Annotated in this window: 7 protein-coding genes, 1 pseudogene and 1 riboswitch; of the genes and pseudogenes, 2 read left to right on the top strand and 6 right to left on the bottom strand. The window is 72.7% G+C overall.

The window, feature by feature from the left end:
• Positions 1 to 151: 151 nt before the first annotated feature.
• The 4 genes and pseudogenes from OO54_RS41470 to OO54_RS11525 all read right to left on the bottom strand — a co-directional run bounded on the left by OO54_RS41470 (position 152) and on the right by OO54_RS11525 (position 4,578).
• Positions 152 to 922, bottom strand: a pseudogene (locus OO54_RS41470) (transposase).
• Between the two features lie 66 nt (positions 923 to 988).
• A complete protein-coding gene (locus OO54_RS45825; protein WP_157856461.1) occupies positions 989 to 1,708 on the bottom strand; it encodes a hypothetical protein in 720 nt (239 codons plus the stop codon).
• Positions 1,709 to 1,771: 63 nt separating this feature from the next.
• Positions 1,772 to 3,295: an acetaldehyde dehydrogenase ExaC gene (gene exaC / locus OO54_RS11530; protein ID WP_033202758.1), complete on the bottom strand. Its 1,524-nt coding sequence runs from the start codon at positions 3,293 to 3,295 to the stop codon at positions 1,772 to 1,774.
• A 44-nt stretch (positions 3,296 to 3,339) separates the two neighbouring features.
• Entirely contained in the window at positions 3,340 to 4,578 is a 1,239-nt protein-coding gene (locus tag OO54_RS11525; protein WP_051786867.1) for a GAF domain-containing protein, read from the bottom strand.
• 134 nt (positions 4,579 to 4,712) lie between these two features.
• Positions 4,713 to 4,820, top strand: a riboswitch (ZMP/ZTP riboswitch).
• Between the two features lie 28 nt (positions 4,821 to 4,848).
• On the opposite strand from OO54_RS11525, the gene OO54_RS11520 reads away from it, so the two are divergent.
• A complete protein-coding gene (locus OO54_RS11520) occupies positions 4,849 to 5,703 on the top strand; it encodes a bifunctional 5,10-methylenetetrahydrofolate dehydrogenase/5,10-methenyltetrahydrofolate cyclohydrolase (protein ID WP_033202757.1) in 855 nt (284 codons plus the stop codon).
• A 158-nt stretch (positions 5,704 to 5,861) separates the two neighbouring features.
• Here OO54_RS11520 and OO54_RS11515 read toward each other — a convergent pair whose 3' ends face one another.
• Together OO54_RS11515 and OO54_RS11510 are read right to left on the bottom strand one after the other, a co-directional pair.
• Positions 5,862 to 7,274, bottom strand: a complete 1,413-nt coding sequence (locus tag OO54_RS11515) for an SWIM zinc finger family protein (RefSeq protein WP_033202756.1) — start codon at positions 7,272 to 7,274, stop codon at positions 5,862 to 5,864.
• Positions 7,271 to 10,327, bottom strand: a complete 3,057-nt coding sequence (locus OO54_RS11510) for a DEAD/DEAH box helicase (protein WP_033202755.1) — start codon at positions 10,325 to 10,327, stop codon at positions 7,271 to 7,273. Before OO54_RS11510 ends, OO54_RS11515 begins: the two co-directional genes overlap by 4 nt.
• A 290-nt stretch (positions 10,328 to 10,617) precedes the next feature.
• Here OO54_RS11510 and OO54_RS11505 point away from each other — a divergent pair, with 290 nt between their 5' ends.
• Positions 10,618 to 11,730, top strand: coding sequence for a fatty acid desaturase family protein (locus tag OO54_RS11505; protein ID WP_033202754.1), 1,113 nt, complete (start codon positions 10,618 to 10,620; stop codon positions 11,728 to 11,730).
• The last annotated feature ends 56 nt before the right edge of the window (positions 11,731 to 11,786 follow it).

The following is an 11,786-nucleotide window of genomic DNA, read 5'->3' as shown; positions in this document are numbered from 1 at the left end:
GCCGAAACAGCACCCACAACTCGTCCGGCACCAACCGCTCAACCAGATCCGTCATGCACGGAACAACGAGCGATCACGCCATAAGAAACGATGTCTAAGGGATGTCCCGTAAATGATCTCGGGCGTACTTGCCGGCCTGCTCTCTCCTCGGTCAGCCGGCGAGGGTGAGGTTGTGGAGACGGGCGATACCGAGCATGGCGTGGTGAACGCCGTCGCCCTTGAGGCGGCAGTCGCGGAGGATCTTCCAGCTCTTCATACGGGCGAAGGTGTGCTCGACGCGGGCGCGGACCTTGCGGTGGGAGGTATTGTGTTCCTCTTTCCAAGCCGGTAGTTCGGACTGTCCACGTTCGCGGCGGTGCGGGATGACCAGGCCAGTACCCCGGTAGCCGCCGTCGGCAATCACCGTGGTCTTGCCCACAGCGGCCTTGGCTCCGGACTCCTCCCACGCCTTGCAGTCGTTGCGATTGCCGGGCAACGGCCGACCAACGCTGACGACAAGCCGAGTGTCGGCGTCGATCACGACCTGGTGGTTGGTCGAGTACCGGTAGTTCTTCGACTGCTCGGCGACGGTGTGATCGCGGGTGGGGACCAGGGTGCCGTCCACGATCAGCACAGTGCCCCTACGGAACCGCTTGCGGGGCTGGAGCTAGAGCAACGGGCCGAGGTGATCGATGATGCGGTCCGCCGCCGACTTCGAGACCCCAAAGAGCGGGGCAAGCTGCCTGAGAGTCAGGTTCGTGCGCCAGTACGCGGCAACCAGCAGAACCCGGTTCTCCAGAGGCAGGCTCCAGGGTCGGCCCTTGCGAACGGGGTCAGCTCCCTCGCGCCGCAATGCAGTGATCAGCTTGCTGAACTGCTTCGGGCTCAGCCCAGTGAAGGGAGCTATCCAGGACGGCTCCGACGCCGTGATCACACCAGCCACGGGGCGATCATGGCATCACGCTCGTCGGCCCGACGCGGCTGGTCTTCTTCCGGGAGGTCGGAGGTCTTAGAAGGGTGGTTCGGTGCTCCAGCCGCGGGCCCACGGGCCCGCGTCCTGCAGGGCTGGTGAGGGCCCTCCTTCCTGCCCCCAGGCACTCAAGCCACGGGCGGCAACGAACCGGTAGGACTTGTCGGCACTGGTGGCCAGCACACCGCGCACCAACGGAGTGAGAACTGACCGGTGATGCTCCAGCTCTGGAGCATCCAGAAGGGAGATAGCCGCGGCGATGGCCGCTTCCTGGACGGCAGCGTCGGGATCGTGAAGGAAGGCTGAGACGGCCCGGAAGATTGCAGGACGCAGTGCCCGAACCTGGACGGACACCGGGTTGCTCTCCAGGCAGAGCCCCAGCCGTGCCATCGTCGCCTCCGCCGCGTTGCCGACCGCGTCAGCCACGGACTCCAGCCAATCCAGCAAGGCTGCACGCACCTGCTTCTGGCCTCCACCCGGAGCGGGGAGGGCCGTGGCCGTCGACGGATCCTTGAGCGCCGCTGCAACAAACAGTGCTGCAGGTACCGTCGCCGAATAGACCGAGTTCTGGTGATGAATCGGATCTTCAAGGTGACGCAGTGCCCTGGCCTGCGTGCTGAGGTCGTCCGCTAGGAGGCCAACGAGCAGGGCAGGGGACTCTTCGGCCGGGCCGTAAGCGTGCTCAAGTGTCGCCCAGTCGGTCGCCCTGACGAGTACCCGTGGATCGGGCAGCGGGCCGTGAGCATCAGTGATCGTCACACGCCGAGTATGACGGGCCGCTTGAACAGTGCTTAGCTCCGCTGCCCTATAGCGGGACAGCCCTTAGAAGAAGCCGAGCTTCTTCGGTGAGTAGCTGACGAGAAGGTTCTTGGTCTGCTGGTAGTGGTCGAGCATCATGCGGTGGGTTTCGCGGCCGATGCCGGATTGTTTGTAGCCGCCGAAGGCGGCGTGGGCGGGGTAGGCGTGGTAGCAGTTGGTCCAGACGCGGCCGGCTTGGATGGCGCGGCCGGCGCGGTAGGCGGTGTTGGTGTCGCGGGTCCAGACGCCGGCGCCGAGGCCGTAGAGGGTGTCGTTGGCGGTGCGGATGGCGTCGTCGAAGTCGGTGAAGGAGGTGACGGCGACGACGGGGCCGAAGATCTCCTCCTGGAAGACGCGCATGCGGTTGTCGCCTTCGAAGATGGTCGGCTGCACGTAGTAGCCGCCGGCCAGTTCGCCGCCGTGCTCGACGACCTGGCCGCCGGTGAGGATCTTGGCGCCTTCCTGCTGGCCGATCTCCAGGTAGGAGAGGATCTTCTTGAGCTGGTCGGCGGAGGCCTGGGCGCCGATCATCGTGTCGGTGTCGAGGGGGTGGCCGGGGACGATCTTCTCGGTGCGGGCGACGGCCGCTTCGAGGAAGTCGGCGTAGTGGCCGCGCTGGACGAGGGCGCGGGAGGGGCAGGTGCAGACCTCGCCCTGGTTGAGGGCGAACATCGTGAAGCCTTCGAGGGCCTTGTCGCGGAAGTCGTCGTCGGCGGCCCAGACGTCGTCGAAGAAGATGTTCGGTGACTTGCCGCCGAGTTCGAGGGTCACGGGCTTGAGGTTCTCGGAGGCGTAACCCATGATCAGCCGGCCCGTCGTGGTCTCGCCGGTGAAGGCGATCTTGGCGACGCGGGGCGAGGAGGCGAGCGGCTTGCCGGCTTCCTCGCCGAAGCCGTTGACGACGTTGAGGACGCCGGGCGGCAGGAGGTCGGCGACGAGGCCGAGCCAGAAGTGGACGGAGGCCGGGGTCTGTTCGGCGGGCTTGAGGACCACGGCGTTGCCGGCGGCGAGGGCGGGGGCCAGTTTCCAGACCGCCATGAGGATCGGGAAGTTCCACGGGATGATCTGTGCGACGACGCCGAGCGGCTCGTGGAAGTGGTAGGCGACGGTGTCGTCGTCGATCTCGCTCAGGGCGCCCTCCTGGGCCCGGAGCGCTCCGGCGAAGTAGCGGAAGTGGTCGATCGCGAGCGGGATGTCGGCGGCGAGGGTCTCCCGGACGGGCTTGCCGTTGTCCCATGTCTCGGCGACCGCGAGCGCCTCCAGGTTGTTCTCCATGCGGTCGGCGATCCGCAGCAGGACGGCCGCGCGTTCGGCGGGGGCCGTCCGTCCCCAGGCCGGAGCGGCGGCGTGCGCCGCGTCCAGGGCGCGCTCCACGTCCTCGGCGGTGCCGCGGGCGACCTCCGTGAAGGGGCGGCCGTCGACCGGACTGGGGTTCTCGAAGTAGCGGCCGCCCGCCGGGGCGACGTACTCGCCTCCGATCCAGTGGTCGTAGCGGGCCTGGTACGACATGAGCGCGCCCTCGGTACCGGGTGCGGCGTAACGGGTCATGGGCATGGCCTCCCTGGGACGCGCCGGCCGTCCCTGGCCGGCGCTCACGGCCGAGTGTGCTGACCCTTACGTTGCAAGTCCGTTGCACCGGCGGACAGTTCCGCCTCCAGGGCGTCGAGCCGCGCCCGTACGGGGGCGAGCCGGGACGCCGGTACGGCCGCGCGCAGCGCCCGCCAGACCACCACGTCGTCCTCGCCCCAGGTGCTGTACGCCCAGTCGCCGAGCAGGCCGGGATCGCCCCGGTCCACCAGCGCGGCCCGCAGCCGTCCCGCGAGCCGTTCCCGGAGCCGTACGACCCCGGGGGCGGTCGAGGCGGGGAGCAGCGGGCCGGCGTACTCGGCGGCCGCGGCGGCGACCGACCCGGAGGCAAGGCGCCGGTCCACCGTCGTGAAGTCCGCGTCCATGACGTCCGCCAGGCGGTACGGGCGGGAACGCAGCACGTCGGGGCCGAGCAGTGCGCGCAGCCGGGACAGCTCCGCCCGCAGGGTGACCGGGGTGACGGACTCGTCCTCGTACAGCAGGGTGAGCAGGCCGTCGCCGCCGACACCCTCAGGGCGGTGCGCGAGGATCACCAGGATCTCGCTGTGGCGGCGGCTGAGCCGCACCCGCCGTCCGTCCACGTGGAGCACGGCCTCGTCCCGGCCGAGCGCCGACAGTCTGAGCCGACCGGATTCCCGTGCCGGAGTGAGCAGGGCCAGCTGGGACTCGGCCGCCCGCGCGACCGCCTGCACGAAGCCGAGGCTGTGCGGGTGGGCGAGCCGTGAACCGCCTGTGATGTCGACGGCGCCGAGGACCCGCCCGGTGCGCGGGTCGTGCACGGGGGCGGCGGCACAGGTCCACGCCCGGACCGGGCGCCGGAAGTGCTCGGCGGCGACGACCTGGACGGGTCGGTCGACGGCGAGGGCGGTCCCGGGCGCGTTCGTCCCCGCCGCCGACTCGGACCACCGGGCCCCGGCCACGAAGTTCATGCCCCGCGCCTTGCGCAGGGTGTCCTGATGGCCCTCGACCCAGAGCATCCGCCCGGCCGCGTCGCAGACCGCGAGGAGATGCTCCCCGTCCGTCGCGTACGCCCCCATCAGCTCCCGGATCACGGGCATGGCGGCCGCCAGCGGATGGCCGTCGCGGTAGGCGGCGAGTTCGTCCTCGTCCAGTTCCACCCGTGCCGCCCCGTCGGGGCTCACGCGCGCGCGTACGGAACGCCGCCAGGACGCCGCGACCAGCGGCCGCGCGTTCCCGGCGGCCGGACCCGGCTCCGTCTCCCCCGCCATCCACGCATCGCTCAACTCGGCCTCCCCGTCGAGGTCGTCACGGCCCGTCCCGGTCATCGTGGTGCCCGGCCGGGCCGTCTACAAGCGGCCGGACGGCACGGCATATGCACCCTGTCCGGGACCCGCCCCGGACCCCTCACGTAGAGTGGGGCTCGGGCCGTGACTGGCGCTTGAGGTGGATCACCACCGGGGAGCGGCCCGGTGGGGCGCGTCGCGACGGCGCGGGTCCGCCGATGCCGTGCGCCTGGGCGAACCACCGGTCAGAGACGACGCCCAGGAGTTGCCATGTCCACCAGCACCGCCACCCTCATGGACGGCACGGCCCTTGCCCGCCGTACGGTCGAGGAGACCGCAGCCCGCGCCACCGAGATCACCCGCCGCACCGGCGTCACGCCGTGTCTCGCGACCGTCCTCGTCGGCGCGGACCCCGCCTCCGTGACGTACGTGAAGATGAAGCAGAACCGCTGCGCGAAGGCCGGAATCCGCTCGAAGCACGTCGAGCTGCCCGCCGCCACGACGACCGAGGAACTCGTCGCCGCGATCACCGCCCTGTCCGAGGACCCCGAGGTCCACGGCATCCTCCTCCAGCACCCGGTCGGCCCGCACATCGACGAGCGGGCCGCCTTCGAGGCCATCGCCCCGGAGAAGGACGTCGACGGCGTCACCATGGCGTCCTTCGCCGCCATGGGCTTCGGCCTGCCCGGCTTCGTCTCCTGCACGCCCGGCGGGATCATGCGCCTCCTCGACGCCTACGACGTCGAGCTCAGCGGCAAGCGGGCGGTCGTCGTCGGCCGCAGCGCGATCCTCGGCAAGCCCGCGGGGCTGCTCCTCCTCGGCCGCGACGCCACCGTCACCTACTGCCACTCGCGCACCAAGGACCTCTCGTCCGTCGTCCGCGAGGCCGACATCCTGGTGGCGGCCGTCGGCAAGCCGAACTTCATCAAGGGCGAGGACATCAAGCCGGGCGCCGTCGTCATCGACGCCGGCTACAACCCGGGCAACATCGGCGACGTCGACTTCGCCTCCGCCGCCGAACGCGCCTCCCTCATCACCCCCGTGCCCGGCGGTGTCGGCCCCATGACCATCGCCGTCCTCCTCGCCCAGACCGTGGAGGGCGCCGAGCGCCAGCTCGGCCTGTAGCGCTCGGGGCGCCTGCCCGCGCCGTGTCCGGGCACAAGCCCGGCGCGGCGACCTGGCAGGGCGATCCGGCAGGGCGACTTGGCAGGGCGACTTGGCGCGGCGACCGGCGCGGCGACCCGGTGGGGGACCGGTGCTCCGCCCCCCCACCAGCGGTGCGCCTACGTGCCGTCGCCCGTGGGGCCGGTCGTCAGCGCCGTCGTCAGCGCCGCCGCCAGGGCGACGGCCGGGTCCCGGTCCGGCGGCCCCGCCGGAGACCAGCGGGCACCCTCCCTGGCGTACGGCCACCAGCGACCGTCGACGCCGAGCCGGAGCTGTCCGTCCGTGCCCACCGCCGTCCACCGGGCGCCCGACCGGTGCAGGGCGGGCCGCTCGTCGTCCTCCCACGCCTCCGACAGACGCGTGCCGGCCCGGGCGAGGCTCTCCCCGTCAGGGGCCCATTCCTCCTCCAGTACGGAGAGGGCGGCTGCCCCTCCGAGCCGCCACGCGCGCGTGGCCAGGTCCAGCTCGGCCGGTGTCCGGCCGGAACCGGCGGCGAGCCGCGCCGTGATCCACGGCATCGGCGAGTCCACCGCGAGCCGTACGGCGTCCTGAGCGGCCGTCAGGCACGCCCCCGCGGACTCCTGGTGTACGGGACCGAGGGCGGCGACCAGCATCCCGTGGGCACGGGCCGCCGCGTCCGTCGCCAGGAACTCCAGGGCTGTCGGGTGCACCCCGGGCTCGGGGTCCGTGTCCGTGTCCAAGGCGGGCGACACGCCCGGGTCGGTGGCGACGACCGGAGGCGCGGGCAGCGGCGGCAGGAGGAAGCCCTCCGCGTACGCGTCGGCAGCCGACACGCCCGGCATGCCGCCGGCACCCGCCGCCGTACCGGAGGTCGGCGCACCGTCCCCGCCGCTCCCGCCGCTCCCTCCGCTCGCCGACGGAGCGGAGGCGCGCGCGACGCTGCGCGCCTGGAGCTGGTCGAGCAGGGTGCGTTCGGCGCGCCCCCGCATCAGCAGCAGGACGAAGGGGTCCTCGTCGAGCAGGCGGGCGACCTGGTAGCAGAGCGCCGACGTGTGAGGGCAGTGGTCCCAGGCCTCGCAGCCGCACTCGGGGTCGAGGTCGCCGATGCCGGGCAGCAGGTCGAGCCCGGCCGCCGCGGCGTCCTCCACCAGGTGGGGCGGCATCTCGCGGTCGAGGAGCGCGGCGATGTGCCCCGCGCTGTCCGCGGCGAGGTCGAGGAACCGCTCCCACTCGTCGTCGGAGAGCTCCCGCACCAGGACGTCGCTGCGGTACGCCGTGCCGTCGCGGTCCTTGACGACCGCCGTGATCCGGCCGGGCCGCACCGTCACGGCGCCCACCGCCCCCGCGCGCGCGTGGCGGCGGCCGGCCTTCAGTTGCACCCCGTCGAGCGCGGTGTCCTCCAGGGCCTTGAGCCACGCCCGACCCCACCAGGTCCGGGCGAAGGCCGTGCCCTTCGCCGGCGGCAGGGCCGCGAACGTACGCTCGTCGCCCCCGTGTCCGCCGCCTGGCGAGCCTCCCTGTCCGCCGAGCGCTCCGTCGCCGTGCCCGTACCCGTGTCCCGTCCGGTTCATCGTCCGTCCCCTCGCAGCCGTACCAGCTCGGCCAGTTCGGCATCGGTCAGTTCGGTCAGCTCCCGCGGGGCGTCGGACCCCGTCCCGAGCACGCTGTCCGCGAGTTCCTTCTTGCGGTCGAGCATGGCCGCGATCCGGTCCTCGACGGTGCCCTCGGCGATCAGCCGGTGGACCTGGACCGGCCGGTCCTGCCCGATCCGGTACGCGCGGTCGGTGGCCTGGGCCTCCACGGCGGGGTTCCACCAGCGGTCGTAGTGCACGACGTGTTCGGCCCGGGTGAGGTTGAGTCCCGTTCCCGCGGCCTTCAGGGAGAGGAGGAAGACGGGGACGTCACCGTTCTGGAAGCGGGCGACCATCGCCTCCCGTTCGGCGACCGGCGTGCCGCCGTGCAGGAACTGCGTCCGCACCCCGCGCGCCGTCAGATGCGTCTCCAGGAGCCGGGCCATCCCCACGTACTGGGTGAACACCAGCGTGTGTGCGCCTTCGGCGAGGATCGTGTCGAGGAGTTCGTCGAGCAGTTCCAGCTTTCCCGAGCGGCCCTCGATCCGCGGCCGCTCCTCCTTGAGGTACTGGGCGGGATGGTTGCAGATCTGCTTGAGGGCGGTCAGCAGCTGCATGACGAGGCCGCGGCGCTCCATGCCGTCGGCGCCGGCGATCGCCTCCAGGGTCTCCCGTACCACCGCCTCGTAGAGCCCGGCCTGCTCGGGCGTCAGGGAGACGGCCCGGTCGGTCTCCGTCTTCGGCGGCAGTTCGGGTGCGATGCCGGGATCGGACTTGCGGCGGCGCAGCAGGAAGGGGCGGACGAGGGACGCGAGCCGCTCGGCGGCGGCCGGGTCCGTACCGCCCTCGACGGCGGCGGCGAACCGGGTCCGGAACGCGCCCAGGGTGCCGAGCAGCCCCGGCGTGGTCCAGTCGAGGATCGCCCACAGCTCCGAGAGGTTGTTCTCCACGGGTGTGCCGGACAGCGCCACGCGTGCGCGTGCCCCGATGGTCCGCAGCTGCCGGGCCGTCGCCGAGTACGGGTTCTTGACGTGCTGCGCCTCGTCCGCGACGACGAGCCCCCAGCCGTGCGCGGCGAGCCGCTGGGCGTCGAGGCGCATGGTGCCGTACGTGGTGAGGACGAAGCCCCCGTCGGCGAGCCCGTCCAGATCGCGCGTGGCGCCGTGGAAGCGGCGCACCGGAGTGCCGGGCGCGAACTTCTCGATCTCCCGCTGCCAGTTGCCCATGAGGGAGGTGGGGCAGACGACGAGCGTGGGGCCCGCGGCGGCCGGGTCGGTCTGGCGGTGCAGGTGGAGCGCGATGACGGTGATCGTCTTGCCGAGGCCCATGTCGTCGGCGAGGCAGCCGCCGAGGCCGAGCGAGGTCATCCGGTGCAGCCAGTCGAGCCCGCGCAGCTGGTAGTCGCGCAGGGTCGCGGCGAGCGCCGCGGGCTGGGAGATCTCCGGCCGGCCGCCCTCGGGGTCGGCAAGCCGTTCCCGCAGCCGCTCGAGCCAGCCGGTCGCCGCCACCGCGACGGACTGTCCGTCGACCTCGGTCGTTCCCGTGAGCACGGCCGAGAGCGCGTCGACCGTCGTCACCTTGCGGTCCTGGTGGGACCTCGCACGGCGCACCTCCGCCGGGTCGACGAGGACCCACCGGTCGCGCAACCGGACGAGCGGCCGGCCCGCCTCGGCGAGGCCGTCGAGCTCGGCCCGGGTCAGCTCGTGGTCGCCGACGGCGAAGCGCCAGTGGAAGCCGAGCAAGGCGTCGGCGGAGAGGAAGGACGGGAGAGAGGAGGAGAGGGAGGACGAGGCGGAGGAGGCGCTGTCGGACGAGGCGCTGTCGGACGAGGCGGAAGGGCCTTCGGTCGAGCCGCCGTCACCGGCTCCTCCCGGGCCCGTGTCCGCGGGGCCGATCGCCGCGCGGGCGGTCAGCCGGTCGGAGAGTTCGCGCGGCCAGTGGACCTGGACGCCCGTCGCTGCGAGGGCGCGGGCCGCCGGGCCCAGGAGTTCCGCGACCTCCTCGTCGGCGAGCTCGACGCTGTCGGGAACGGCCGCCGAGAGCAGTGGAGTCAGCGGTGGCCAGGCGCGGGCGGCCCGGCGCAGGGCGAGCAGGGCGTCCATGCGGGCGCGGGGGCCGAAGGCCGCTCCCGTCGCGCCGGCGCCCGCCCACACCTCCGCCGCGTCCGCGACCAGCGTCGGATCCGCGACGCCGTGCAGCTGGAGCACGGCGCGGAAGGCCGGGGCGTCGTGGGCCTCGGTGGTGAAGCCGGGCAGTTCGAGCCGGAGCGACAGCCGGACTCCCGCGTCGTGGACGGCCGCCACGTCGGCGGCCCACGCCCGCTGTTCGGGGATCCGCTGCGGCGCGTCGGCGGCGAACGCGGGGCCACCGGCGGCGATCGGTGCGGCCGGGGTACGGGGCAGTGTGTCCGCGACCGCGTCGGCGAAGGCGCGCAGCAGCGCCTCGGGCGCGGGCAGCAGCAGCGGTTCGTCCAGGGAGAGTGGGACGGCGTGGGCCACGGGCGGCATCGAGGCGGCGAGCGTACGCAGTTCCGCGAGCTCCTCCGGGCCGAGCGGGCCGACGCGCCACGCGTCGTGGTCTTCCGCGGTGAGTCCGGGCAGGAGGAGGCCACGGGAGACGAGGCCGAGGGAGAGGAGTGACGCGGCGCCCCAGAACGAGGCCGCGGGGGAAGCGACGTCCGAGAACCGCGCGCGGAGGAGCAGCGGCAGGGCGTCCCGCACGGGGACGGCGTAGGCGGGGACGGTCACGGGCCGGTGGCCGTCCCCGTCCACGACGGTCAGTTCGATGTACGGCGACGCGGAGTCCTCCGCGGTGTCGTCGTCCCCGGCCGCGCCGTTTTCCGGCAGCGCCTCGCCGTCCGGTGACCAGAAGACGATCCGGCCGGCGCGCGGCGGATCGGCGGGGAGGAACACGGCGGCGTGCCGGGCGAGTGCGGGATCGAGCCCGAGGGCCGGCGCGGGTGAGGTGTCGGGAGCGGGCGCTTGACCGGGAGCGGGAGCGGGAGTGGGAGCGGGTTCGCGGGCCGAATCATCGGGTCCGTGCGACAGCGACAACGCATTCCTCAAATTTGACTACCTGGGGACCGAGCCGCCGAGGTTACCCCACCGCACCCGTCTGACGTGCCATCACCAGGCGTGATCCGCCTCACATGGAGCGAGGTGGGGCTGCCCCCACCTCCGCACCCCGGGCCACCCCCTCCCCGGGACGGGTGGTGACGCCATGGCCCCGGACGATCACGGATCCGTACGTTCTCGGTAGGCCTCCGGCGACCGTTCGCCACCGCACCCGGCGAAGACGACGGACCCCCGGCCGCCCCGTACGACCGAGAGAACCGGAGCCCCACATGTCCCAGGCCACCGTCCTGCCCCCGGCCGCCGCGCCGTCCGCGGCGCTCCCCACGGTCACCACCGGGAAGCCCGGCCGCGCCAGGGGTACCAGCGAGTTCACCCCGCTCCTCCGGACGATCAGGGAACAGGGCCTGCTCGAACACCGACCCGGCTGGTACGCCCGGGGCATCGCCGTCAACCTCGTCGGCATCGCCGCCGTCGTCGCCGGCCTCGCCCTGATCGGTCCCTCCTGGTGGGCACTCCTCCTCGCCGTCCCCCTCGCCCTCCTGTCCGCCCGCGCCGCGTTCGTCGGCCACGACGCCGGCCACGCCCAGATCACCGCCGACCGCAGGGCGAGCCGGATCATCCAGCTCGTCCACGCCAACCTCCTCCTCGGCATGAGCCGGGAGTGGTGGAACGACAAGCACAACCGTCACCACGCCAACCCGAACCACCTCGACAAGGACCCGGACGTCGCGGCGGACATCCTCGTCTTCGCGGAGCACCAGACGACGGGCCGCACCGGACTGCGCGGATTCCTCACCCGCCACCAGGCCTGGCTGTTCTTCCCGCTGACCACGCTGGAGGGCATCGCCCTCAAGGTGTACGGGGTCCGGGCCCTGCTTGCGAAGGACGGTCCCTGCCGCACCCGCCGCGACCGGTTCGTCGAAGGCGGTCTGCTCCTCGCCCACTTCGCCGGCTACGCCACGCTGCTCCTCACCCTCCTCACGCCCGCGCAGGCCCTCGTGTTCGCCCTCGTCCACCAGATGCTCCTCGGCGTGCACCTGGGCATGGCCTTCGCCCCCAACCACAAGGGCATGGAACGTCCGGACGAGCACGAGGACGGCGACAGCTGGGGCCATCTGCGCCGACAGGTGCTCACCTCGCGCAACATCCGCGGCGGCGCCCTGACCGACTGGTTCCTCGGCGGGCTCAACTACCAGGTCGAGCACCACCTCTTCCCGAGCATGCCGCGCCCCCACCTCCGGCTCGCCCAGCCCGCCGTCAAGGCCCACTGCGCCGAGCTGGGCGTCCCGTACACCGAGACGGGCTTCCTCGACTCGTACCGCCAGGCGCTCGGCCACCTGCACGACGTGGGCGCGCCGCTCCGCTCCGAGGGCGCCGCGTAGGCCGTCACGTCAGCGGCGTGACCATCCCGCTGGGACGCGTCCGACCTCCCGGGGGT

Origin of the sequence: Streptomyces wedmorensis, from assembly GCF_000716445.1 — a bacterium.
Lineage (GTDB): Bacteria > Actinomycetota > Actinomycetes > Streptomycetales > Streptomycetaceae > Streptomyces > Streptomyces wedmorensis.
This window is presented reverse-complemented; position numbering and strand designations above follow the sequence as displayed.